Origin of the sequence: Euzebya sp. (assembly GCF_964222135.1) — a bacterium.
Classification (GTDB): domain Bacteria; phylum Actinomycetota; class Nitriliruptoria; order Euzebyales; family Euzebyaceae; genus Euzebya.
Genome location: NZ_CAXQBR010000004.1, coordinates 40,168 through 64,002, shown reverse-complemented (window position 1 = coordinate 64,002; position 23,835 = coordinate 40,168). Strand labels below are relative to the sequence as shown.

Here is a 23,835-nt window from a genome sequence, read left to right as displayed (position 1 = left end):
GGCCGCCCACGGGGCGAGCCCGGGCCTGATCGACGAGATCGTGGCCACCCGCGGCCAGCGCAACCTCGACAGCGCGCCCGCCATCGAGCGCTCCGCCTACGAGCGGGCCCTCGGGGGCGAGGTGGTGACGGGGCTGGTCGACGTGGTCGGCGGGTCCCTGGAGGCCGGCTACCAGCGGATCAAGCTGAAGATCCGGCCGGGCTGGGACCTCGAGCCGGTCGGGGCCGTCCGGCGGGCGTTCGGGCCGGACGTGCCGCTGCAGGTGGACGCGAACGCGTCGTACCACCCGTCCGACATCGGGTTCCTCGCGCGGCTCGACCTCTTCGACCTGCTCATGGTCGAACAGCCCTTCGCAGCGGACCGGCTGATGGCCCACGCGGATCTCGCGGCCGCGGTGCGGACCCCGGTGTGCCTGGACGAGTCCGCGACGTCCTGCGCGGTCGTGGCCGACGCGATCCGGCTGCGCGCCGTCGACGTCGTGAACATCAAGCCGGGTCGGGTCGGCGGGTTCGCCGAGGCGGTGCGGATGCACGACCTGTGCCGCGCCCACGCCGTCCCGGTGTGGTGCGGCGGCATGGTGGAGACGGGGATCGGACGGGCGGCGAACACCGTGCTCGCCGCCCTGGACGGCTTCACCCTGGTCGGGGACAACTCGCCCTCGGACCGGTTCTTCGCCGAGGACGTCGTGACCCGGCCGATGGCCATGGTCGACGGCCACCTCGAGGTCCCGCAGAGCCCGGGGATGGGCTTCGAGGTCGACCGCGGTGCGCTGGCGGCCGCGACGGTGCAGCAGGTCCAGCTCGACCGGTCTGGCCGATGACGCGCGAGGCGGGCCCGGTGCTCGACCCCGAGCTCCGGCGGCGGCTCGAGGCCCGCTACGCCGACCCGCCGCGGACCTACCACTCCTTCGGGCACGCGGCGGCGGTGGCGTCCACGGTCGTCGAACTCGGTGGCGGCCGGGCGGCGGTGCTCGCGGCGTGGTTCCACGACGCGGTGTACGAGGGCCGACCGGGTGAGGACGAGACGCGGTCGGCCGAGCTCGCCCGCGACTGGCTGGCCGACGACCCTGACGCCGCCGAGGTCGCCCGGCTGGTCCGGCTGACCGCGGGCCACGACCCGGCTGGCGACGACCCGGACGGGGCGATCCTGTGCGACGCCGACCTGGCCGTCCTGGGCGGTCCACCGGAGCCCTACGAGGCCTACCGCCGCGCGGTCCGCGCGGAGTACGCCCACCTGGACGACCAGACCTGGCGGGAGGGTCGGATCGCGGTGCTGGAGGGGCTCCTCGCCCGCCCGACGATCTACCGCACCGCGGTCGCCCGCCAGCGCTGGGAGGCACCGGCCCGGCGGAACCTCACCACCGAGCTGGCCTCACTGCGCCCCGTCACCTGATCGCTCCGCCGAGCTACGCGCGGCTCGGCTTCCGCAACCCCGCCGCCCGCAGCCGGCGGACGAGCTCGCGGGAGCCGACCGGCACGGCGCCGCGCTCGACGGCGCGCAGCCGGACGTCGCTGTGCGCCCACAGCCGACCGCGCCAGCGCCACACCGCGTCGTCGACGAGGATCACCCGAGCATCACCAGCTGGTGGAGGAAGCAGCGCAGCGACGTCCGCCGGTCCGGCTCGTACCCGTCCCACTTCGCGGCGGGCAGCTCGGCCTGGGGGACCTCGACGAACCCGAGCCGCCGGAAGAACCGCGCCGCCGGCTCTGCGGTGGTGCAGGCGAAGACGCCGGCGAGGCCGCGGTCGGCGGCGTCGCGGAGCATCGCGTCGACGATCTGGCTGCCCACCCCCTCCCCCGCGAAGCGGCTGATCGTGGTGAGCGCGCAGACCTCGCCCAGGCCCTCGCGCGCGTAGGGCTCGGTCAGCAGGGCGGCGAAGCCGGCGAGGTGGTGGTCGCCCACGCGGGCGCCGTACCCGTTCACGATGAGCTGGGCGACCGCGTCGGGCTCGCGGGGCTTGAGGTAGCCCTCCTCCACCCCGTGCGCGATCAGGTCGGCGACGCCGTCGTAGTCGTCGATCCCGACCCGCTCGACCCGGCAGTAGTCGCCGAGCGTGTAGCAGGTGCCGGCGCCCGCGTAGGTGAGCAGCTCCTCTGCGATGTCGGCGGGGTGGCAGACGTTGACCGTCGCCACGCCGCCGGCGAGCGCCTCCGCGGCGAGGGCGGCCAACCCCTCCCCGTCGGCGTGGGCGGCGTCGAGCGACACGAACGACGCGGGACGCGACTCCGGCGTCGGCCGGACCGCCGTGGGCGAGACGAGCACCAGCTTGAAGGCCCGCAGGCGGGCGGCCAGGCGGACCGCGGTGCGGAGGATGTCGTGGTCGTCGGGCAGGGCGATCCGCATCCGCCCGTGGCGGCGGAGCTGCCGCCAGACCGCCACGACGCCCGCGTCATCGGGCTGGAGGTGCGCGACGCGGCCCCCCGGCTGGACCAGGACCACGCGGACTCCCTCGGCGACCAGGTCGGCGACCAGCGCATCGACCGGCTCGGCGTGCGGCGCGACGTCCGCCGGCGACCCGGCCGCGCGCGCGATCACGAGCGTCCGACCTGTGAACTGCTCGAGGTAGAAGCGGCGTTCCCGGGCCGGGACGCCCGGCGACGCGGGACCGGTGGGGACGGCGGACGGCATCGGGCGACGACGATAGCCGGTGCACCCCGTGCGCCGGATCGTAGGGATCCATACCATCTGGGTGCGTCGGTGCCGAGCAGGCGGCCCCGCACGAGCAGAGGAGCGCAGATGCCGTCGCCCACCCCCGATGCGGTGATCCAGACCGTCGAGCTGGGACGCCCGTGGCAGACCGTCGACCCGTTCCTGTTCTGCGTCCACCACGACGACGACTACCCCGAAGGGGACGACGAGCTCGGCCCCTGCGCGCCGCTGACCGGCCGCGCGATCGGCCAGGACTTCTCCGCGCGCGACGGCTGGTCGATGTACCACGGGTCGCTGGTGCCGGGCTTCCCCCAGCACCCCCACCGCGGGTTCGAGACCATCTCGTTCATGCGGCGCGGCTGGATGGACCACTCCGACTCCCTCGGCGCCGCCGCCCGGTTCGGCCGCGGCGACGTCCAGTGGATGACCGCCGGGTCCGGCATCGTCCACGCGGAGATGTTCCCGCTGCTGCACCGCGACCGCCACAACGAGACCGAGCTCTTCCAGATCTGGATCAACCTGCCGTCCACCGACAAGATGGTCCCGCCGCACTTCTCGATGCTGTGGGACCACCAGATCCCCAAGCACACCCTCCTCGACGACGCCGGCCGTCCGGTCCAGGTCACCGTCGTCGCGGGCGAGGCGGTGGAGGGGCACCGGGCGCCCGCCCCTCCCCCGCACTCCTACGCCTCGCGGTCGGACTCCGACGTGCAGATCTGGCACCTGGCCCTGTCCGAGCGGGCGTCGTGGACCATGCCGACGGCCCGTCACCCCGAATCGGTCCGGGTGGTCTACGTGTTCGGCGACGGGGCGGTCCGCATCGGTGGCACCGAGGTGACCGCGGGCCGCGCCGCGGTGGTCCGCTGCGACGTGCCCGTGACGATCGCCGACGACGCCCCCGGCGGCGCGGGAGCCGAGGCGCTCGTGCTGCAGGGGCGGCCGATCGGCGAGCCGGTCGCGCAGTACGGCCCGTTCGTCATGAACACGAAGGCGGAGATCGCCAGGGCCTACGAGGACTACCGGTCGACCTGGTTCGGTGGCTGGCCGTGGCCCGTCGACGACCCCAACCACGGCCCCGAGCTGCGCCGCTTCGCCCGGCACGCGGACGGACGCGTCGAGGAGCTCGCCGGGGCCTGACCGGTCGGGTCCGGCCCAACCGTCAGGCGGCGTCCTCCTCGCCGGTCCCGCCACCCGTGTCGGGATCGGGGTCCGCCGGGGTGTCCGGATCGGGGTCCGGGTCCGCGCCCCCCGGGCCGCCGTCGGGATCGGGGTCGGGGTCGGCCCCGCCGGGGCCGGGCGGGTCCCCCGGCGGGCCACCCGGGCCACCGGGGTCGGCCGGTGGCGGGGGCGCGATCGGCCGGGAGAACGGCTGGGGCGTCGGCGGCGGGGCGTCGGGACGGCCGAACGGCGCGTCGACGACCGGTGGGGCGCCGACGTCCGGACGGTCCACCACGTCCGGCGGGCCTGCCGGGTCGTCGGGGGCCGGGTCGTCCGCGCCGTCGTCGTCGCCGTCGTCCGCGTCGTCAGGTCCGTCCGCCGGGGGTGGGGGGTCGGCGGGCGGCGTAACCGGTGTCACCGGGCCGCCGCCGACGGCAGTGACCGGACCGGGTGCCGGTGCGCTGGGAGACGGCGTGGGTGCGGGGGCCGGCTGATCCGGCTGGGGCGCGATGGGTGGGGCCTCGTCATCCGCAGGGTCGGGCTCCCCGCGGTCGGCGTCGTCCACCCCAGGTGCGGCGTCGGCCGTGGCCTCGGCCTCCTGGCCGACGGGGTCCTGGGCCGGGGCGTCCGGGTCAGCCGGGTCGGGGTCAGCCGGGTCGGGGTCAGCCGGCTCGGGGTCAGCAGTGCCCGGGTCGCCGGCGACGGGGGCTCCGGCGGCCTCGTCGACTGCCGCCACCTCCTCGACCTGGTCGACCGCTGCGGGCTGCTCGACGACCTGCTCGGCCCCCGACGGTGGGGTCAGCACGCCCCCGACCGCCGCCAGGGCGACCAGCCCTGCGGTCGCGGTGCCGTTGGCGAGGGCCGGCGAGGGGCGGAGGAACATGAGCGACCCCGCCGCCGCGGCGGGACCGGCGATCGCCACGATGCGGCGGACCGACAGGCCGAGGAAGGCGCGGACCACGGCGGGATCGAACTGGGACCCGGCGTTCGCCAGCAGCTCGGCCCGGGCGTCCGTCACCGACATGCGGGTCCGGTAGCTGCGCGGCCCGGTCATCACCTCGAAGGCGTCCACGACCGAGACGATCCGCGCGCTGCGCCCGATCTCCTCGCCCGCCAGCCCCGCCGGGTAGCCGCCGCCGTCGAAGCGCTCGTGGTGCTGGCCGATCGCGTCGGCGTGGGGACCGAGCCAGTCGAGCAGCGGTGCGCACAGCGCCATGCCGCGGCTGGGGTGCTGGCGGATCCGCGCCCACTCCTCGTCGTCGAGCGGGCCGTCCTTCTGCAGGACGTCGGCTGCCACCTCGAGCTTGCCGATGTCGTGGAGCAGCGACGCCCAGCGCAACCGGTCCTGGTCGCCCTCGGACAGGCCGAGCTCGTGGGTGAGGAGGTCGGTGTACATGCGGACCCGCTCGGCGTGGCCGCGCGTCTCCGGGTCGTGCGCCTGCAGCAGGCTGATGAACGCCAGCATGGCGCTCATCGCCTCGACGTCGCCCTGCTCGGCCCGCTCCCGGGCCTCCTCGATCCGCTCGATCAGCTGCGTCCGGCTCGGGGTGCGCGCGGCGATGCGCCACCGGGCGGGCGGCGAGCCGGGGAACAGCAGCGACGCGGACAAGAGCGACCGGAGCGGCGCGAGGCGCCGGGCGAGCACCTCGACGACGCCGGCACCGACGACCGAGGCGAGCAGCACCGCCGACCACCAGGCGATGACCCGCCACAGCCCCTCCACCGGCGGCAGCAGGGTGGCCACCACCCACGCGGTGGCGAACCCGCCGATGACCGGCCCGAGCACCATGACGGCGCGGACGGTCCAGGCGGCGACCGGTCGCGCCACCCACCGTCCTGCTCCCGCCGGCTCCTGGGCCATCTGCGTGACATTGTGCCCCACCGTGTCACCGCGCACACCGCGCGTGAGGGGTGGGTCCGCGCTACACGTCGCCCGCGCTGCGCCTCATGCGGGTCAGGAGGTCCACGAGGCTGCGGGTGTCCTCAGCGGAGAGGCCGGGCGCGGCGAACACCTGCTCGTTGAGGAGCGCGGTCGCCGCCTTCGCCGCGGCTCGACCGTCCTCGGTCAACCGCGCCAGCTTCGCCCGGCGGTCGGTGGGGTGATCCTCGCGGGCGACGAACCCCTGGCGCTCCAACCGGTCGATCGCCGAGGTCACCGACGTCGGGTGCACCTGCAGGCGCCGGCCGATGGCGGCGAGCGGCAGCGCGCCGGTCCGGCTGAACGTCAGCAGCTGCAGGATCTCGTAGCGGGCGAAGGTCAGGTCGAGGGGGCGGAGCAGCTCGTCGATCCGCTGCTGGAAGAGCGCCTGGACGCGGGTGATCGACGTGACGGCCGCCATCCCGTCCGCCACATCACCCCAGCCGTGGTCGACCCACTGGCGGTGGGCCTCGGCGATCGGATCCAGGTCGGCGGTCACCTCAGACGTTCCGGCGGTACTGGCCGCCGACCTCGAAGAACGCGTCGGTGATCTGGCCGAGCGAGCAGTGGCGGACCGCCTCCATCAGCGCGGCGAAGGTGTTGCCACCTGATGTGGCGGCCTCCTGCAGGTCGGTCAGCGCCTGCTCCGTCCGGCTGCGGTTCGATTCGGCGAAGGCGGTGACGCGCTCGAGCTGGGACCGCTTCTCGTCCTCCGTCGCACGGGCCAGCTCGACGGTCGGCAGGTCCTCGGACTCGCCCTCCGGCGGCAGGAACGTGTTGACGCCGACGATCGGCAGCGACCCGTCGTGCTTGCGGCTCTCGTACAGCATCGACTCGTCCTGGATCTTGCCGCGCTGGTAGCCGGTCTCCATGGCCCCCAGCACGCCGCCGCGGTTGGCGATCCGGTCGAACTCCGCCAGCACCGCCTCCTCCACCAGATCGGTCAGCTCGTCGACGACGTAGCTGCCCTGGAGGGGGTTCTCGTTCTTCGCGAGCCCCCACTCGGAGTCGATGATCATCTGGATCGCCAGGGCACGGCGGACCGATTCGGCGGTCGGGGTGGTGACGGCTTCGTCGTAGGCGTTGGTGTGCAGGCTGTTGGTGTTGTCGTAGATCGCGCACAGCGCCTGGAGCGTCGTGCGGATGTCGTTGAAGTGCATCTCCTGGGCGTGCAGCGACCGGCCCGACGTCTGGATGTGGTACTTCAGCTTCTGCGACCTGTCGTTCGCGCCGTAGCGCTCCCGCATCGCCACGGCCCAGATCCTCCGGGCGACCCGCCCGAGGACGGTGTACTCGGCGTCCATGCCGTTCGAGAAGAAGAACGACAGGTTCGGCGCGAAGTCGTCGATGTCCATCCCGCGGGCCAGGTAGGCCTCGACGTAGGTGAAGCCGTTGGCCAGCGTGAACGCCAGCTGGCTGATGGGGTTCGCCCCCGCCTCGGCGATGTGGTAGCCGCTGATCGACACCGAGTAGAAGTTGCGGACGTCGTGGTCGATGAACCACTCCTGGATGTCGGCCATGCACCGGAGCGCGAACTCGGTGGAGAAGATGCAGGTGTTCTGGCCCTGGTCCTCCTTCAATATGTCGGCCTGCACCGTGCCGCGGACGGTGCTGAAGGTGTGGGCCCGGATGTCGTCCAGCTCCGATCCGTCGGGCTCCCGCCCCTCCCGCTCGACGAACCGGTCGATCTGCTGGTCCACGGCGGTGTTGAGGAACATCGCGAGGATCGTGGGGGCGGGTCCGTTGATGGTCATCGACACCGACGTCGTCGGATCGCACAGGTCGAACCCGTCGTACAGGGCCTTCATGTCGTCGAGGGTGGCGATGCTCACCCCGGACGTGCCCACCTTGCCGTAGACGTCGGGACGTTCTGACGGGTCCCGCCCGTAGAGCGTCACCGAATCGAACGCCGTCGAGAGGCGCGTCGCCGGCTGCCCCTCGGCCAGCAGGTGGAACCGGCGGTTGGTGCGGAACGGATCGCCCTCGCCGGCGAACATGCGGGCGGGCGCCTCGCCGTCCCGCTTGAGCGGGAACACCCCGGCGGTGAAGGGGAACCGACCGGGGAGGTTCTCCGAGCGGAGGAACCGGACCAGGTCCCGGTGGCTGTCGGTGCGGGGCAGCGCGACGCGGCGGACCTTCGACCCGCTGAGCGTCTCCCGGGTGGCGGCGGCGGTGATCGTCCGACCGCGGACCTCGAAGCTGATCTCGTCGCCGGAGTACCGCTCCACGGTGTCCGGCCAGTCCTCGAGGAGGCGGCGGGTCTCCTCGTGCAGGCCGTCCGCCAGGTCGTCGGCGAGCGAATCCACGGTGTCCGCCGCCTCTCCGGCCTCGAGCATCCGCGCGGTGGTCCGGACGGCTTGCAGCTGGCCGGCGAGGTCGGCCTGGTCGAGGGTCTCGGCGTGGTAGTCGCGGACCGTCCGGGCGATCTCGGCGAGGTAGCGCTCGCGCTCGGCGGGGATCAGCGACGTGAGGCCCGAGGAGGCGCGCACGTCGACGCGGGGCAGGGCCCCGCCGCCGTCGGCCAGACCCTTCGGGACCAGCGCCTCGCGGAGGTGCTGGTAGAGGGCCGTCACACCGTCGTCGTCGAAGCGGGCGGCGGACGTGCCGAAGACGGGCATCTCCTGCCACGGCGTGCCGAACGCCTCGCGGTTGCGGACCATCTGGCGGGCGACGTCGCGCATCGCGTCCTCCGCGCCGCGCCGCTCGAACTTGTTGATGGCCACGACGTCGGCGAAGTCCAGCATGTCGATCTTCTCGAGCTGGCTGGCCGCACCGAACTCCGGCGTCATCACGTAGACGTTGACGTCTGCGTGGTCGATGATCGCCGCGTCGCCCTGGCCGATCCCGGGGGTCTCGATGATCACCAGGTCGTACCCGGCGGCCTTGACCGCGGTGACGATGCCGTCCAGGTCCTCGGGGACCTCCGCGCCCGGCTCCCGGGTGGCGAGGGACCGGAAGAACACCCGGCCCGGCTCGATCGAGTTGGCGCGGATCCGGTCGCCGAGCAGCGCGCCACCGCGGCGGCGCGTCGGGTCGATCGCCAGCACGGCGATGCGCAGCTTGTCCTCGTAGTCGCGGCGGAAGCGGCGCACGATCTCGTCGGTCAGCGACGACTTCCCCGCCCCACCGGTCCCGGTGAGCCCGAGGACCGGCACGTCCCGGCCGGGAGCGGCGAGCCAATCGGGGCGCCGGCCGGACTGGATCCGCGTGATGGTGCGGGCCAGCGCCACCTCGTCGCCGGACATCAGCGCATCGGCGTCCGGGCCGTCGCCGTCGGCGAGGGACACGTCGCACTCGCGGATGATCGTGTTGATCATTCCCGGCAGCCCGAGCGTCTGGCCGTCCTCGGGGCTGAAGATCCTGGCGCCGCGCTCGGCGAGCAGCGCGATCTCCTCGCGGACGATCACGCCGCCGCCGCCGCCGAAGACCTTGACATGCCCGACGCCGCGCTCGCGGAGGGACTCGGCGAGGTAGCTGAAGTACTCGACGTGACCGCCCTGGTAGCTCGAGATGGCGACGCCCTGGACGTCTTCCTGCACCGCTGCGGTGACCACCTCGGCGACCGACCGGTCGTGGCCGAGGTGGATGACCTCGGCCCCCTGGCTCTGCAGCAGGCGCCGCATGATGTTGATCGCGGCGTCGTGGCCGTCGAACAGGCTGGCGGCGGTGACGATCCGCACCGGGTTCGCCGGGACGTGCAGGTCCGACTTCTCGACCACGAGCAGCTCCTAGGACATCAAATAGTAGGAAGTCCTATGATCTGTGTCCCGGTGTGGTCTGTCAACCGCACCGCTGCCTACGGGCTGGTGACCTTCAACCCCACGACGCACCCGACGATGCCGGCCAGCAGGAGCAGCCGGACGGCGGAGAGCGCCTCCTGGCCCGTGGCCAGCGCGTAGACGGTCGTGAGCACCGCGCCGGTGCCGACCCACACGGTGTAGGCGGTCGCGAGCGGCAGGCCGCGCATCGCGTAGGCCAGTCCGCCCATGCTGGCCGTCAGGGCGACCAGGAAGACCACGGAGGGGGCGAGGCGGGTGAACCCCTCGGCGCGCGAGAGGGCGGCGGCCCACACGGCTTCGAGCACGCCGGAGGCGATCAGGACGATCCAGTGCACGGTGAACTCCCTGACGCCGTCTTGTCGCGGTCCGGGTACGGCGCTGCTCGTCCGGGGGTCCCAGCTCCGGACCCGCTGCCAGCCTGCCACGCCGGTGGGGTGCGTCAGGCCTGGCGGGCGATGCGGGCCATCAGGCTCCGGGCGGCCGCGACGACCGCGCTGCGGTCGTGGGTGAGGACGAACTCGAAGCGGCGGCGGCTGTCGTCACCGCGGTCGCCCAGGTCGCGGCTGATCAGGGCGGCGGAGTAGTGCGGGCCGATGCAGATGACGGTCCACTCCCGGGCGAGCGGGTCGTCGGAGCTGAGCGGCACCCCGACGGTGGCGCCGCCCGGTCGGGTCGGGACCCCGACGCCGAAGATGCCGGTCAGGGCGCAGGCGGCCGCATGGCGGGCGTACCGGGCGCGGGTGCGGATCGTGAAGTTCCGGACGTGCTGGAACGTCGACAGCAGGATGTAGCGGTGGTCGGACAGGTCGGACTGGCCCTCGATGAACTTCGACAGGCCGAGCAGCGTCGACTTGGTGGCGATCCGCACGTCCGACCGGCCCGCGGCGACCAGGTCGAACGGGGTGGAGGGCTGCTGGGCGGTCGGGGCGACGATGAGCGGGACGGTGCCGGTGGGGCGGGGCACCTCGGTCGGGAGGACGTCTGGCCGACCGAAGAGCCACCCCTGGCCGAGGGTGGCGCCCAGGGTGAGGGCGCGCTCCAGGTGCGCTTCGGTCTCGACACCCATGGCCACGATCTCGCCGCCGTTGAGCTCGACGTGCTCGGCGACGGCCGCGACGACCCGGCCGATGTCGCGGGTCGACTTCCGCTGGATCAGGCCGAGGTCGAGCTTGATCACGTCGGGCCGCACGAACGGCAGCAGCGCCAGGGCGGCGGCGTTGTCGGTGCCGACGTGATCGAGGGCGACCCCCCAGTAGCGCTCGCGGTAGCTCTCGACGGCGGCGAGCAGCCCGGCGGGGTCCTCGAGCAGGGTGCGCTCGACGAACTCCCAGACGAGCCGCAGCCGGTTCCCCGCGCGCTCGATGACCGCGTCGTCGCGCAGGCGGGTGGTGAGGGTCTTCGCCCGGATGTTCAGGAAGACGGTGTGGGTGGCGCCGAGCCCGGCCTCGCTGGCGCCGTCGATCGCCGCGGCGACAGCCGCTCGGCCGAGCTCCTCGGTCAGGCCCTCCGCCTCGGCGGCCTCCATGAGCGCGCGCGCCGACTCGAGCGGCGACCCCTCGGGTCCGCGCATGAGCGCCTCGTAGCCCACCACGGACCGGTCGTCCAGGCGCACGACGGGTTGGTACACCGCCCGGATCCTCCCCTTGGAGAGCAGCCTGGCGACGGTGACCGGCGCGGTGATCGCGTGGGGTGCCGTCTGCACCCCCTCCACATCGGCACGCCCACCTCGATCTTTACCCCCGGTCGGGCGTCACCCCCCGCCCAGGATCGCCGTCGCGGCCTCGAGCACCGCGTCGGACACCGCGGCCGTCCCGCCCGCGACGAGCACGCGGGCGACCTCGTCGGCGTGCGCGGCGCGGAACGCCGCGGCGGGTGCCTCCGGCGGCAGCGAGATCGGGTCGACGAGCAGCAGGACCCCGTCCGTGGCCGCGGCGGCGGCGCCGGCGACCAGGCCGTCGGGGAACGCCGCGCCGGTCGCGAGCCACACCGCCTCGGGCGTCGCGCCGCGGTCGAGGGCCTCCTCGGCCACCGCCCGGGCGGTCTCGAAGCGGGTCAGCCCCGCGATCCGGGTCGGCGAGACGCCGGCGGCGTCCCCGGCCGCATCGGCGACCGCCGGCGCGACGGCGACCTCGCCGCCGATGATCGTCACCGCCGCCCGGCCGGTGAGCGCCTCGGCGGTCACGTCCGGCAGGGCGTCGGCGGCGGTCAGCAGGATCGGCACGTCGGCGATTCCGCCCAGGGCGGAGGCGGCCAGGGCGTCGGGCCAGCCACGCGCCGGGTCGGCGTGGATCCCCTCGACGAGGAGCGCCTCGCCTGCGGGGTCGAACGCCTCGGCGATCGCCGCGGCGGTGTGGAACCGGGTGGGGCCGGCGACCCGCTCGACGGTGATGCCCCGCGCGGTCAGGTCGTCCGCCACCTCGCCGGACAGGGCCGCCTCGCCGCCGAGCAGGACCGCGGTGCCCGCGCCCAGCCGGTCGAGCTCGGAGGCGGTGGCCGCCGGCAGGACGTCGGGGTGGCTGAGCAGGAGCGGCGCCTCTTCGCGGACGGCGAGCGGCGCGCCGGCGAGGGCGTCGGCGTACACGTCGGCGCGGGCGATCACGACGGTGTCGGCGGACTCGTACGTCGCCTGTGACACCGCCACGGCCGTCTCGATCCGGTCGTCGCCGGCGAGGCGGGTCACCTCGGCGACACCCGTGGCGGCGATGGTCGAGGCGTTGCCGGCGTCGTCCCGGGCGACCACCGCGACGTGGGCGACGTCGGCGGGCACCGCCACGCCGGCCCCCGCATCACCTGCGGCGACGTCCGTGGCGACCACGTCGGCGGCCTGCCAGTCCGCGAAGGTGCGTATCGGCCGGTCGGCCGCGCGGACCTCGTAGGTGGCGGCCTCGCCCAACCGCCCGTCGTCGCCGGTCGGCGTCCACGTCACCGCCCCGTCCTCGAGCGACAGGTCGGTCACCCGCGCCGGCGGGGTGCAGTCGGTGCCGGCGTTGGCGGTGTGGCAGGCGTCGTGGGACTCGGTGGTCCAGTCGAGCTGCTCGGCCGGCGTGTCGGTGTCCCACATCAGCCGCCAGCCCTCGCGGGTGCCGACGGCGATCTCGACCAACCCGTCGCCGTCGGGGTCCCCGACGGCGGGGGTCCCGATGGTCCAGCCCCCGGTCAGCTTGGGGAACCCGGCGACCTCGGCACCCGAGGCGTCGTAGGCGCGCAGCAGGTACAGCCCCGAGGTGGCCAGCACCTCGGCGCCGGCCTCACCGTCGACGTCGGCGATCGCGGGGGCGCTCAGCAGCTGGTAGTCGTCGATCGCCGCGGGGAACCCGGGGCGGTAGGGGGCGGCGTCCATCGACCAGGCCTGGACCAGGTGCTCGTACGGCAGGTTCTGGCCGGTGAGGACCAGGTTGACCGCCTGGGTCGCCCCGACCCCTCCCTTGACGATGTCGTGCCCGCCGTCGCCGTCGAGGTCGCCGATCGAGGGGTACTCGACCAGGTTCAGCGTCACCGGAAGGGTCGCGCCCTCCGGGCGCGCAGGCGGTACCGCCGATGCGGGCAGCTCGTCTGAGTAGCTGCGGATCACCGAGCCGTCGCCGTCGTACAGCGACAGGTCCCCGGCGGTCACCGAGTAGGCGATCTCGTCGTCGCCGTCGCCGTCGACGTCGGCCAGTGCGGGGACGTGCTGCGGGCCGACGAGCGGGAGGATGTCTGGCAGGATCGCGTTGACGGCGACGGGCCAGCCGTCGGCGAACGTGCCGTCGTCCTCGACGACGTACAGCCGCGTGGAGCCGCCCGCCAGTCCGGCGACCAGGTTGGTCACCAGCCCGGTGACGGCCTCCTCGATCCCCCCGGGGGCGCCGGTGGTGGCGCCGTAGACCTCTGAGGACCCGGACACGATCTCGAGGTCGCCATCGCCGTCGACGTCGCCGACGGCGGGCGTGGCGATCAGCTCGCCGCCGGAGAACTCGGGCTCGTCCGGGTCCGCCAGCCGCACCGGGAAGCCGTCCCGCGGGGTGCCGTCGGCCTGCCACGCGTAGAGGTGCCCGTCGAGGGCGGCCGCGACGACCTCGCGGGCGCCGTCGCCGTCGAGGTCGGCGATGGTCGGGGCGGCGAGGAAGCCGCGCTTGCGGTGGTCCGCCTCGGTCGGGTCGGCCGACAGGTCGGGATCCACCGACACCGGGAAGCCGTCGAGCACCCGCCCGCGGGCATCGATGGCGTACAGCCGCCCATCCCAGGTCGTCGCGACGATGTCGGGTGACAGGTCACCGTCCAGGTCCGCGACAGCCGGGGTGCGCCAGCCGCTCGTCACGGCGGGCACCGCGCCGCTCGCGAAGGCCGGGACCTCGGGGTGGTGGTAGAACGCCGGTGGCAGCTGGAACGGCCGACCGCCGTTGAACCGCGCGTGCGGCTGGCCGGTGTGGCTCGTGACCGTCAGCCAGCCCGAGGAGTCGGCGTCGATGACCTCCTGGGTGCCGTCGCCGTCGAGGTCGGCGAACACGAGCGACGTCTCGCCGCCGGTGTCGGTGAACCGCGGCCACCCCTCGTGGGTCGAGGGGTCGTGGTGGGCGAAGTAGGCCTTGCGGTCCTCACCGCGGTTGCCGTCGGCATCCGTGGCGACCAGCCGCACGGTGAACAGGCGGTCGGTGGGGCTGGCCGGCGGGGTGCCGTCGGCCGACCCCGGCGTCGCGGCGGCGACGTCGGCCATGTCGATGGTGCCGAGGACCCCGTCGTGGGCGGCATCGCCGTCCAGGGTGGCGACGGTGGTGAAGTCCCCCTCCGCCGGCTCGTTGCCGGGCGCCCACTGCAGCTCGGCGGTCCAGCCGTCGGCTCGGTCCGCGGCGACGTGCCCGGCGACCTCGAGGGTCGGGGTCGCGACCGGGTCGACGAGGGTCCACCACGCCGGGTCGTCGATCCACGCCTCGGGCGGGACCTGGCCCGCCGCGACGCGGGCGACGGCGGCGGCGAGGTCGGCGCGGCCGTAGCCGAAGTGGACGTCGAACCCCTCCTGAGCCGGATCGGCGGTCCCGATGCCGAGGGTGTTCGCCGCCAGCACGTCCTCGGCCGTCATCGTGAGCAGCTGCTTGACCTCGTCGGAGGTCAGCGGCTCGCCGAAGACCTCGATCGCCCTCGAGTGCAGCAGGCCCGCCGCGCCGCCGGCCTGCCCGGTGGCCTCGGACCCGGTGACGGCCATGAAGCACACCGCCGCGTGCTCGCCGTGCTGGGTCAGGTTCGACTGGCGGAAGAACGTCGTGGGCGGGACCTGGGAGTCGATGACCCCCAGCCCGTCGACGATCGGCTGCAGACCGGGGATCTCGGTGCCCAGCCCGACGGTGTCGGGGACGCACCCGTTGATGAAGATGCTCTCGCGGTAGTTCGTCGGGTAGTTGTGGTTGGAGGTGTTGAGGTCGCTCGAGACGTGCATCAGCGCCATCCCGCGGTCCGCGGCGTAGCTGGCCGCCTCGCGGGCGGACGCGGAGTTGGTCAGCACGCCGTTGGCGACGACCTGGACGAGGGCGTCGTTGTCGGCGGCGTAGACCGTCGCCGCGGCGTAGTTGTCGCCGGGGACGACGAAGGAGTCCCACTCGCGCAGCATCATCACCCGGCACTCGGGGCAGACTCCGGCGCTGGCGATGCCGTCGTCGGTCTGCTCGGCCGCCTCCCGCGCCCGGCCGGTCCCGTGCCCGCCCGCGGCTGAGTAGGACGAGTCGTCGGAGGGGTCGTTGTCGTCGTCGAAGAAGTCCCAGCCGGCGATGTCGTCGACGTAGCCGTTGGCGTCGTCGTCGACGCCGTCGCTGAACGCGCGGATGAGGTCCTGGCCGTCGAGCAGGCCGTTGTCGTTGGCATCCGCGACCCGGCTGTCGTCCGCCCAGTCGTCGACGGTCACCACGCCGTCGCCGTCGGCGTCGTGGGTACCGCTGCCCTGGGGCCGGGGCAGCTCGGCCGCGTTGAGCCAGATCTTGGTGCGGATCCGCTCGTCGCCCCAGCGGACGCCGGTGTCGAGGATCGCGATGGTCACGAGGGGGTCCCCGGTCGTGGTCTTCCAGGCAAGGTCCGCCGACACGCCGGACACCATCGGCTGGCCGGCATCCGGGCCGGTGCGGTAGCGCGCGGTCAGCTGCGTCGAGGCCGGCGCGAAGCCGAACAGCCCGTACTGCTCGTCGTAGATCGACGGGCAGGGGTCGACGTCATCCTCGTCGTCCGGCTCGGAGCAGTCGAACTCCGGGTCGTCGGGCGTGCCAACCCGCGGGTCGGGGTCGTCCGAGGGGAACCGTCCACCCCCCTGCGCGGTGGCGGGGAGCACCCCGGCGACGAGCAGGACGAGCAGGACGAGGGAGAGCTGACTGCGGTGGCTCATGCCCCAGTATGCACAGCTCCTCCAGTCCGGTCCGCCTCGGGGCGCCGACCGGGCACGCATGCGCCGGCGGCGGGCGCGGTAGAACCGGTTGGGACACCTGCCTGTGAAGGAGTGCCACCGTCGTGACCGCCATCGAGACCACCCCGCAGTGGGCGGTAGTCGCCGCCCACCACGCCCAGCTCGCCGACATCCACCTGCGCGAGCTGTTCGGGGACCCCGACCGGGCCGAGGACCTGACCGTCACCGCCGGCGACCTGGTGCTGGACCTGTCGAAGCACCGGGCGACCGCCGAGACCCTCGACGTGCTGGTCGAGCTGGCGGACGCCGCCGGCGTGGAGGACCGGATCCGCGCGATGCTCGCCGGGGAGCCGATCAACACCACCGAAGGCCGCGCTGTGCTGCACACCGCCCTGCGGGCTCCGCGGGACGCGTCGATCACGGTCGACGGCGAGGACGTGGTCCCGGGCGTCCACGAGGTCCTCGACCGCATGGCCGCCTTCGCCGACCGGGTGCGGTCGGGCGAGTGGACCGGTCACACCGGCGAGGCGATCCGCACGATCGTCAACATCGGCATCGGCGGCTCCGACCTCGGCCCGGCGATGGCGTACCGGGCGCTGGCCGCCCACCGCCAGGACGGTCTCGAGTGCCGCTACGTCTCGAACGTGGACGGGGCGGACCTGGCCCGGACCCTCGCCGACCTGGACCCCGCGACCACGCTGTTCGTGGTCGCGTCGAAGACGTTCACCACGATCGAGACCCTCACGAACGCCCGGTCCGCCCGCGGCTGGTTGGTGGACGCGCTCGGATCGGACGACGCGGTCGCGTCGCACTTCGTCGCCCTGTCTACGAACGCCGAGGGGGTCCGCGACTTCGGGATCGACCCCGACAACATGTTCGGGTTCTGGGACTGGGTCGGCGGGCGGTACTCGGTCGGGTCGGCGATCGGCCTGTCGCTGATGATCGCGATCGGCCCCGACGCGTTCCGCGAGTTCCTCGCGGGGTTCCGGACGATCGACGAGCACCTGCGGGACACCCCGCTGCGCGAGAGCGCCCCGGTGCTGATGGCCCTGCTCGGGATCTGGTACCGCAACTTCTTCGACCTCCCCACCCACGCGGTGCTGCCGTACAGCCACGACCTGGCGCGCTTCCCGGCGTACCTGCAGCAGCTCGACATGGAGTCGAACGGCAAGCACGTCCGCCTCGACGGCACCCGGGTGGGGATCGAGACCGGCCCGATCGTGTGGGGCGAGCCGGGCACCAACGGCCAGCACGCCTTCTACCAGCTGATCCACCAGGGGACGACGACCGTGCCGTGCGACCTGATCGGCTTCCTGCGCCCCGGCTACGACCTGCCCGACGCCCAGGTCCACCACGACCAGCTGATCGCGAACCTGTTCGCCCAGGGCGAGGCGCTGGCGTTCGGCAAGACCGCCGAGGAGGTCACGGCGGAGGGCGTCGAGGCGGGCCTCGTCCCCCACCGGACCTTCGAGGGGAACGTGCCGACGACCACGATCCTCGCGCCGGAGCTCACCCCGTCGGTCCTCGGCCAGCTCATCGCGCTGTACGAGCACAAGGTGTTCGTGCAGGGCGCGATCTGGGGGGTCAACAGCTTCGACCAGTGGGGCGTCGAGCTCGGCAAGGTCCTGGCCAAGGCCATCACCCCGGAGCTGGCCGACCCCTCGGCCGACCTCGACCACGACCCCTCGACCAACGCCCTGATCCAGCGCTACCGCGACGCCCGGGGAGCGTGAGGTGGAGGGGGACGCCCGGGGGCGGCCAGGGTTCGCCCGGGCGGTGATCGACCGCCTCGAGCCGGTCTTCGCCCCGCAGGGGTTCCCGGTCCAGCGGTCTAACGCCGACGACCGCTCGGTGCTGTTCCACTGCGACGGACCGCTGGTGGGCGTGGTCCGGCGCCGCTGCCCGACGTGGTTCGGTGACGTGGCGGCGCGCAGCGGCGACGATCCCGGCCTCTGCCTCGACCTGTGGGTGCAGGTCGGCGACGACGGGTGGTACGCGGACCTCGAAGGGGTGCAGGACGGCGAGCTGGCCGCGGCCGTCGGCGTGGGCGCGGTGGCGCGGCTGCAGGCGCTGCGCACCGGCGGGCTGCACCCGTGGCTGGACCAGGTCGCGGTCGTCTACGGCGGCTTTCTCGACGCCCAGGTCGAGCACCCGGAGGTCACCGTCGACCGGCCGTGACCGCGCCCAACTGCACGGTCTCACGTTCCCCTCGCCGCCGAACCGCACATCGTCCGGCCCCCTCCCGGACGACGTGCAGATGGCTCGGCGCCGCCACCGGACGACGTGCAGATGGTCCCGCCGACGCCGGCGCCCCCGCCCCTCCAACCGGTGGAGGGGAGGGCCGCTACGTCGGCAGCGTGATCGGGGCGCCGTCCAGGCTGGTGGTGTTCTTCTGCTGCCAGTAGGCGGCGAGGCCGTCGGCGCCCTTGGCCTCCGCCCAGCGGTCGAGGTCGTCGCGGTCGCCGACGTGGTCGAAGTAGGGCACGGCCATGCCGCAGGAGGTCTGGACCAGGTCGATGGCGCAGTCGACGATCTGGCGGGTGCCCGGCCGCTCGTCGAAGTGGCCGATGAGGTCGTCCCACCCCTCGTCGTGGCGGTGCAGGACCCGCCCGGTGCCGTACGCCCGCAGGATGCGCGGGTGCCCCTCGAAGGCGCACCACATCAGCGTGATCCGGGGCGCGACGGCGAGGTGGGCGGCGGTCTCGTTGCCGCTGCCGGTGACCTGCAGCCAGGCGATCCGGTTCGGTCCGAGGACCCGGAGGGTGTCCATGCCCTTCGGGGAGGTGTTGACCCGGCCCTCCGGCGCGGCCGTGGCCACGAAGAAGATGTGCTGGTCGGCGATGAAGCGCTCGAACGCGGGGGTGATCTGGTCGTACCGCTTGCCCATCCGCGGAACGGTACCGGGGGACGGGATCAGCTCGTGAAGGTGTCGCACCGGTTCGGGTCGCCGGACTCGAAGCCGGTGCGGAACCAGCGGGTGCGCTGCTCGGCGGACCCGTGGGTCCACGTCTCGGGGTTGACGTCCGCGCCCGCGCCCGACTGGATCGTGTCGTCCCCGACCGCGGTGGCGGCGCCGAGGGCCTCCTCGAGGTCGCCCGGCTCGAGCAGGTCGGCGTCGAGGGCGGCGTACCCCCACACCCCGGCGAGGCAGTCGGCCTGCAGCTCGAGGGCCACCGACAGCTCGTTCGCGCCGTCGGGGTCGGCCTGCTGCTCGGCGCGGACCCGGTCGGAGATGCCGAGCTCGTTCTGGACGTGGTGGGCCACCTCGTGGGCGAGGACGTAGGCCTGCGCGAAGTCGCCCGGCGCGTCGAAGCGGTCGGCGAGCTGGCGGAAGAACGACTGGTCCAGGTAGATCTTCCGATCCGCGGGGCAGTAGAACGGCCCGGCCGTCGCGGACCCGTAGCCGCACCCGGCGGTGCCGGTGCCGCCCTCGTACAGCACGAGCACCGCCTCGTCGTAGCGCTGGCCGGACGCGGCGAACTGCTCGTCCCAGAACGCCTGGACGTCGTCGAGGACGAAGGACACGAACTCGTCCAGGTCGCTGGTGGCCTCGCCGCCGGTGGGGATGGACTCCCCCTGCCCCGCGGGTGCCGGCGCCTCCAGCTGGGACAGGACCCCGCCGAGGTCGACGTCACCGCCGCTCAGGAGGTTGACGAGCAGGAACGCGACCACGGCCACGATGCCGAGGCCCCCGCCACCGACCGCTGCGGCCCGGCCACGCCCCCGCCGGTCCTCGATGTTCGACGACAGGCGGCCACGACGCTGGAAGCGCATGGCTCGCACCCTCCCCCCGCGAGGCGCTCGTCGAACCGTGCCCTACAGCCCCAGGTCCTTCGCGATGATCGTCTTCATGATCTCCGTCGTCCCCCCGTAGATCGTGGTGATGCGGGCGTCGGCGTACGCCCTCGCGATGGGGTACTCGCGCATGTAGCCGTAGCCGCCGAACAGCTGCAGGCAGCGGTCGATCGTCCGCTTCTGCAGCTCGGTGCACCACCACTTGGCCCGGCTCGCGTCCGCCGCCGACAGCGACCCGGCGTTCAGCGCCAGCACGCAGGTGTCGGTGAAGACCTCGGCCATGGTGACCTCGGTGTCGCACTCGGCCAGCACGAACTTGGTGTGCTGGAAGTCCCCGATCGGCCGGCCGAACGCGGTCCGCTCCTTCACGTAGGCGAGCGCCCAGTCGACGGCCGCCCGGGCCGCCGCGACGCCGCTGATCGCGATGGCCAGCCGCTCCTGGGGCAGGTTCGCGGTGAGGATGGTGAACCCCTCCCCCTCCTCCCCCAGCCGGTTCTCGATCGGCACCCGGACGTCGGAGAAGTGCAACTCGGCGGTGTCCTGGGCGTGCATGCCGATCTTATCGAGGTTGCGGCCCCGCTCGAACCCCTCCATCCCGCGCTCGACGACCACGAGCGACATCCCTGCGTGCCGCTTCGAGGGATCGGTCTTGACCGCCGTGACGACCAGGTCGGCGTTGATCCCGTTCGAGATGAACGTCTTCGACCCGTTGACCACGTAGTGGTCGCCGTCGCGCCGTGCCGTCGTGGCGACCGACGCCAGGTCCGACCCGGTCCCCGGTTCGGTCATCGCCACCGCGGTGATCGTCTCGCCGGTGCAGATGCCGGGCAGCCACCGCGCCTGCTGGTCCTCGGACGCCTGCTCGGTGAAGTACGGCAGGACGATGTCGTTGTGCAGGGACAGCGACAACCCCGCCGGGGCCACACCGGCGTAGTGGAACTCCTCGAGCAGCACCTGGTTGAAGCGGAAGTCGGCCATCCCCCCGCCGCCGAACCGCTCGGGGGCCTGCAGGGCCAGCATCCCGAGCGCCCCGGCGCCGGTGAACAGCTCGCGGGGCACGATCCCGGCGTCGTCCCAGTCGTCGTGGGACGGGACCACCCGGTCGGCGACGAAGCCCCGCACGGTGTCGCGGAACAGGTCGTGCTCCTCGGTGAACAGGCTGCGCTGCATCGCGGTCCTCCGGTCTGGTCGGATGCGGGCACAGCATGCCAGCCGTGCGATCATCGTCGGCTGGCGCCCGCCCGGGCGTCGGGACAGAGGGGAGCGCGGTGGCTGCTGGTCGTTCGTCGTTCACCCCGCGCGACGCGGGGTTGCTGGTGCTGCTGGCGCTGCTGTGGGGCAACTCGTTCCTCTTCATCAAGACCGCGGTGGAGGAGATCCCGCCCGGCTGGGTCGTCGCGGGCCGGCTGAGCATCGGTGGCGCCCTGCTCGTGGTGATCGTCGTGCTGCGCGGGCTGCGCATCCCCGCCGGACGGCGGACCCTCGCAGCGCTGGCGCTGATCGGGGTGGCGGGCACCGCCGCCGGCTGGTTCGGGCAGGCGTGGGCGCAGCAGTCCCTCGACTCCGGGCTGGTCGCCGTGCTGAACGCCACCACGCCGGCGGCGACGCTCGTCCTCGCCGTGTTGACCGGCATCGAGCGCCTCTACGCCGCACGGGTCGTGGGCCTGCTGGTGGCCGCCGTCGGCTCGATCGTGATCATCGGCGGGGAGGTCTCGGCCGGCGGGCCGCTGCTCGCCCTGGTCATCGCCGCGGTCGCGCCGTTCGCCTACGGGCTCGGCAGCGTGATCACCCGGAAGGAGATCTCCGGTCGGGTCAAGACGCTGCCCGCGGTCGGCACCCAGCTGGTCGCGGGTGCGGTGGTGATGACGGTGCTGTCGCTGGCGCTGGAGGGGCCGCCGCCCGCGCCGCTCGACCTCTCGCTGTGGCCCGCCCTGGCCCTGTTCGCGCTCGGGCTGCTCGGGACCGGTGTCGCGTTCATCATCTACTTCACGCTGATCGGCAGCGTCGGGGCGACGAACGCGTCGATGGTCACCTACCTGGTCCCGATCGTCGGGCTCATCGCCGGCGCGCTGGTGCGCGGCGAGCGGTTCGGCCCCAACGTCTTCGCCGGCGCAGCCATCCTGGTCGTCGGGGTCTACCTGGCCCAGCGCCGACCGGCCGAGGTCGTCTCGGCGTCGGAGGAGACGGCCGTTGAGGACGAGCTGGGCGTCCCTCCCCCGGTCTAGATCCACTACGGTGCCGCCATGGACCTGACCCGCCTGCGCTACGAGCTGGCCGACGGGGTGGCGCACGTCACCTTCAACCGGCCCGACCGCCACAACGCCCTCGACCTCGACCAGGGCCGCGAGCTCGAGGCGGTCTCCGCCGAGATCGCCCACGACCCGGCCGTCCGCGCCGTGCTGATCGACGCCGAGGGGCCGACGTTCCACGTCGGCGGCGACCTGAAGTACTTCGCGGGCGCAGCAGAGGAGGGTGCCGAGGCGATGGGTCGGGCGCTGCGGACCCTGACCGCCTACGCGCACGCGGCCGCCGAGCGGCTGTCCCGCGGACCCGCCCCGGTCGTCATCGCCGTGCAGGGCATGGCCGCCGGCGGCGGCATGAGCATCATGCTCGGCGGTGACCTGGTCATCGCGGCCGAGTCCGCCGCGTTCACGATGGCCTACACCGCGGCCGGGCTGACGCCGGACATGTCGAGCTCCTGGTACCTGCCCCGCCTCGTCGGGCTGCGCCGCGCCCAGGAGCTCGTCTTCACCAACCGGCGGCTGAGCGCCACCGAGGCCCTCGAGTGGGGGCTCGTCACCGAGGTCGTGCCCGACGGGGAGCTGGCCGACCGCGCGATGGCCCTCGCCCAGCAGCTGGCGGCCGGCCCGACCCGGGCGTACGCCGGCGCGAAGGCGCTCCTGCGGACCGCCTACCACCAGCCGCTCGAGGCGCAGATGGCCGACGAGTCGGAGTCGATCGCGTCGCTGACCGCGACCGAGGACACCCGCGCGGGCGTGGCGGCGTTCGTCGCGAAGGAGCGCCCGACCTACGTGGGCCGGTAGTGACCACGCGAACCGCACCGCGCGTCGCCGTCATCGGCGCCGGGATCGTCGGCGCGTCCTGCGCCTACCACCTGGCATCCCGCGGTGCGGAGGTCACCGTCATCGAGCGGGAGGAGGGCGTGGCGATGGGCTCGACGGGCCGCAGCGCCGCCGGGTTCCGCACCCAGTTCGCCACGCCGCACAACGTCCGCCTGTCGCTCCTGGCCCTCGACTGGTACCGCGCCAACGACTCGGGCTACACCCCCCACGGCTACCTGTTCCTGGTCCCGCCGGAGCAGTGGGACGAGCGGCTCGACCAGGTGGCGATGCAGCGCGAGCAGGGCGCCTCGGTCGACGTGCTCGACGTCGAGGAGGCCCGGCGGATCGTCGACTTCGACCCCGAGGGCATCGCCGGGGCCACCTTCGGCCCCGAGGACGGGTTCGTCGACCCCGACCGGTCGACGCAGCTGCTGATGCAGCACGCGCGGGAGGAGGGGACGGTCTTCCACCGCCTCGAGACCGTGGTCGGCGCCGAGCCGCGGGGGGAGGGGTGGCGCCTCACCACGACGGAGGGGACCGTCGACGTCGACGTGGTCGTCAACGCCGCCGGGGCGTGGGCTCAGCAGGTCGCGGGCTACGCCGGCCTGGAGGTGCCCGTCGAGCCGTTCCGCAACGACGTGTTCGTCACCGCCCCCCGGTCGCGGGCGCGTCCCCTCCCCCTGACGATCGACGTGCCGTCCGGCGTGTACTTCCGCTCCGAGGGCGACCGCCTGCTGATCGGCCACCACGACCACGACGCCCCCACCGGGTTCCTCGAGGGCGTCAACTGGGACCACCTCGACCCCATCGTCGAGGCGCTGTCGGACCGCTACCCGTGGTTCGCCGACGAGGAGCTCGACGCGAAGGCCTCCTGGTGGGGCTACTACGAGGTGACGCCCGACTACAGCCCGGTGCTGGGCCGCGACCCCGCGGCGCCGACGTGGGTCAACGCCTGCGGGTTCAGCGGCCACGGGGTGATGCACGCACCCGGGTGCGGGCGGCTGATCGCCGAGGAGGTCCTCGACGGCCGGGCCCACACCCTCGACATCGCGCCGTTCCGCATCGAGCGCTTCCGGGGCCGGGACCTGACCGTCGAGACCGCCGTCATCTGAC

At 73.6% G+C, this 23,835-nt stretch carries 19 protein-coding genes and 1 riboswitch; of the genes, 8 read left to right on the top strand and 11 right to left on the bottom strand.

The genetic code is table 11. The features are described from left to right. Together menC and ACEQ2X_RS02270 are read left to right on the top strand one after the other, a co-directional pair. Window positions 1-820, top strand: an 820-nt coding sequence (gene menC / locus ACEQ2X_RS02275) for an o-succinylbenzoate synthase (protein ID WP_370324133.1), incomplete at its 5' end; no start/stop codon positions are given. Continuing rightward, window positions 817-1,392, top strand: a complete 576-nt coding sequence (locus ACEQ2X_RS02270) for a metal-dependent phosphohydrolase (RefSeq protein WP_370324132.1) — start codon at window positions 817-819, stop codon at window positions 1,390-1,392. The genes menC and ACEQ2X_RS02270, both read left to right, overlap by 4 nt. A gap of 13 nt (window positions 1,393-1,405) precedes the next feature. Here the strand turns inward: ACEQ2X_RS02270 and ACEQ2X_RS02265 are convergent, their stop codons facing one another. Beyond that, window positions 1,406-1,567: a hypothetical protein gene (locus ACEQ2X_RS02265; protein ID WP_370324131.1), complete on the bottom strand. Its 162-nt coding sequence runs from the start codon at window positions 1,565-1,567 to the stop codon at window positions 1,406-1,408. After that, a complete protein-coding gene (locus tag ACEQ2X_RS02260) occupies window positions 1,564-2,628 on the bottom strand; it encodes a GNAT family N-acetyltransferase (protein ID WP_370324129.1) in 1,065 nt (354 codons plus the stop codon). The genes ACEQ2X_RS02265 and ACEQ2X_RS02260 overlap by 4 nt, the downstream gene beginning before the upstream one ends. Before the next feature lie 108 nt (window positions 2,629-2,736). Between ACEQ2X_RS02260 and ACEQ2X_RS02255 the strand changes: the two genes are divergently transcribed. Continuing rightward, entirely contained in the window at window positions 2,737-3,786 is a 1,050-nt protein-coding gene (locus ACEQ2X_RS02255; protein ID WP_370324128.1) for a pirin family protein, read from the top strand. 22 nt (window positions 3,787-3,808) lie between these two features. Here ACEQ2X_RS02255 and ACEQ2X_RS02250 read toward each other — a convergent pair whose 3' ends face one another. From ACEQ2X_RS02250 to ACEQ2X_RS02225, 6 genes are all read right to left on the bottom strand, one after another. Further along, entirely contained in the window at window positions 3,809-5,668 is a 1,860-nt protein-coding gene (locus ACEQ2X_RS02250) for an HD-GYP domain-containing protein (protein WP_372530535.1), read from the bottom strand. Window positions 5,669-5,729: 61 nt separating this feature from the next. Continuing rightward, the gene (locus tag ACEQ2X_RS02245; protein WP_370324125.1) at window positions 5,730-6,224 is read right to left on the bottom strand and encodes a MarR family winged helix-turn-helix transcriptional regulator; all 495 of its coding nucleotides are present in this window, start codon (window positions 6,222-6,224) and stop codon (window positions 5,730-5,732) included. A gap of 1 nt (window position 6,225) precedes the next feature. After that, a complete protein-coding gene (gene icmF, locus ACEQ2X_RS02240) occupies window positions 6,226-9,444 on the bottom strand; it encodes a fused isobutyryl-CoA mutase/GTPase IcmF (protein WP_370324124.1) in 3,219 nt (1,072 codons plus the stop codon). A 77-nt stretch (window positions 9,445-9,521) separates the two neighbouring features. Then, window positions 9,522-9,839, bottom strand: coding sequence for a multidrug efflux SMR transporter (locus ACEQ2X_RS02235; protein WP_370324122.1), 318 nt, complete (start codon window positions 9,837-9,839; stop codon window positions 9,522-9,524). Window positions 9,840-9,849: 10 nt separating this feature from the next. Continuing rightward, window positions 9,850-9,916: riboswitch (guanidine-III (ykkC-III) riboswitch) on the bottom strand. A gap of 27 nt (window positions 9,917-9,943) precedes the next feature. Further along, window positions 9,944-11,206 carry an EAL domain-containing protein gene (locus ACEQ2X_RS02230; RefSeq protein ID WP_370324121.1) on the bottom strand — a complete coding sequence of 421 codons (1,263 nt, stop codon included), beginning with the start codon at window positions 11,204-11,206 and terminating at the stop codon, window positions 9,944-9,946. A gap of 48 nt (window positions 11,207-11,254) precedes the next feature. Next, window positions 11,255-15,847, bottom strand: a complete 4,593-nt coding sequence (locus ACEQ2X_RS02225) for a cell wall-binding repeat-containing protein (protein ID WP_370324120.1) — start codon at window positions 15,845-15,847, stop codon at window positions 11,255-11,257. Window positions 15,848-15,969: 122 nt separating this feature from the next. On the opposite strand from ACEQ2X_RS02225, the gene pgi reads away from it, so the two are divergent. Continuing rightward, a complete protein-coding gene (pgi, locus tag ACEQ2X_RS02220) occupies window positions 15,970-17,598 on the top strand; it encodes a glucose-6-phosphate isomerase (protein ID WP_370324119.1) in 1,629 nt (542 codons plus the stop codon). Window position 17,599: 1 nt separating this feature from the next. Continuing rightward, a complete protein-coding gene (locus ACEQ2X_RS02215) occupies window positions 17,600-18,043 on the top strand; it encodes a hypothetical protein (RefSeq protein ID WP_370324118.1) in 444 nt (147 codons plus the stop codon). A gap of 166 nt (window positions 18,044-18,209) precedes the next feature. Here the strand turns inward: ACEQ2X_RS02215 and ACEQ2X_RS02210 are convergent, their stop codons facing one another. From ACEQ2X_RS02210 to ACEQ2X_RS02200, 3 genes are read right to left on the bottom strand one after another with little or no spacing between them, the layout of a single operon-like run. Then, window positions 18,210-18,752, bottom strand: coding sequence for a pyridoxamine 5'-phosphate oxidase family protein (locus ACEQ2X_RS02210; RefSeq protein WP_370324117.1), 543 nt, complete (start codon window positions 18,750-18,752; stop codon window positions 18,210-18,212). A 26-nt stretch (window positions 18,753-18,778) separates the two neighbouring features. Continuing rightward, window positions 18,779-19,639 (bottom strand): neutral zinc metallopeptidase, encoded by an 861-nt coding sequence (locus ACEQ2X_RS02205; RefSeq protein WP_370324116.1) that lies wholly within the window; start codon window positions 19,637-19,639, stop codon window positions 18,779-18,781. Window positions 19,640-19,681: 42 nt separating this feature from the next. Continuing rightward, on the bottom strand, window positions 19,682-20,830 hold the full coding sequence (locus tag ACEQ2X_RS02200) for an acyl-CoA dehydrogenase family protein (RefSeq protein WP_370324115.1): 1,149 nt from the start codon (window positions 20,828-20,830) through the stop codon (window positions 19,682-19,684). A gap of 98 nt (window positions 20,831-20,928) precedes the next feature. Here ACEQ2X_RS02200 and ACEQ2X_RS02195 point away from each other — a divergent pair, with 98 nt between their 5' ends. From ACEQ2X_RS02195 to ACEQ2X_RS02185, 3 genes are read left to right on the top strand one after another with little or no spacing between them, the layout of a single operon-like run. Next, on the top strand, window positions 20,929-21,885 hold the full coding sequence (locus ACEQ2X_RS02195; RefSeq protein WP_370324114.1) for a DMT family transporter: 957 nt from the start codon (window positions 20,929-20,931) through the stop codon (window positions 21,883-21,885). An 18-nt stretch (window positions 21,886-21,903) separates the two neighbouring features. Continuing rightward, window positions 21,904-22,704 (top strand): enoyl-CoA hydratase/isomerase family protein, encoded by an 801-nt coding sequence (locus ACEQ2X_RS02190; protein ID WP_370324113.1) that lies wholly within the window; start codon window positions 21,904-21,906, stop codon window positions 22,702-22,704. After that, window positions 22,704-23,834, top strand: coding sequence for an NAD(P)/FAD-dependent oxidoreductase (locus ACEQ2X_RS02185; protein ID WP_370324112.1), 1,131 nt, complete (start codon window positions 22,704-22,706; stop codon window positions 23,832-23,834). The genes ACEQ2X_RS02190 and ACEQ2X_RS02185 overlap by 1 nt, the downstream gene beginning before the upstream one ends. Window position 23,835 lies beyond the last annotated feature (1 nt).

Excerpts from the sequence above, each read along its gene's own strand:
- ACEQ2X_RS02270 (WP_370324132.1), top strand. The coding sequence starts at position 817 with ATGACGCGCGAGGCGGGCCCGGTGCTCGACCCCGAGCTCCGGCGGCGG.
- ACEQ2X_RS02210 (WP_370324117.1), bottom strand. The coding sequence starts at position 18,752 with ATGGGCAAGCGGTACGACCAGATCACCCCCGCGTTCGAGCGCTTCATC.
- ACEQ2X_RS02255 (WP_370324128.1), top strand. The coding sequence starts at position 2,737 with ATGCCGTCGCCCACCCCCGATGCGGTGATCCAGACCGTCGAGCTGGGA.
- ACEQ2X_RS02205 (WP_370324116.1), bottom strand. The coding sequence starts at position 19,639 with ATGCGCTTCCAGCGTCGTGGCCGCCTGTCGTCGAACATCGAGGACCGG.
- ACEQ2X_RS02190 (WP_370324113.1), top strand. The coding sequence starts at position 21,904 with ATGGACCTGACCCGCCTGCGCTACGAGCTGGCCGACGGGGTGGCGCAC.
- ACEQ2X_RS02225 (WP_370324120.1), bottom strand. The coding sequence starts at position 15,847 with ATGAGCCACCGCAGTCAGCTCTCCCTCGTCCTGCTCGTCCTGCTCGTC.
- ACEQ2X_RS02250 (WP_372530535.1), bottom strand. The coding sequence starts at position 5,668 with ATGGCCCAGGAGCCGGCGGGAGCAGGACGGTGGGTGGCGCGACCGGTC.
- ACEQ2X_RS02200 (WP_370324115.1), bottom strand. The coding sequence starts at position 20,830 with ATGCAGCGCAGCCTGTTCACCGAGGAGCACGACCTGTTCCGCGACACC.
- ACEQ2X_RS02260 (WP_370324129.1), bottom strand. The coding sequence starts at position 2,628 with ATGCCGTCCGCCGTCCCCACCGGTCCCGCGTCGCCGGGCGTCCCGGCC.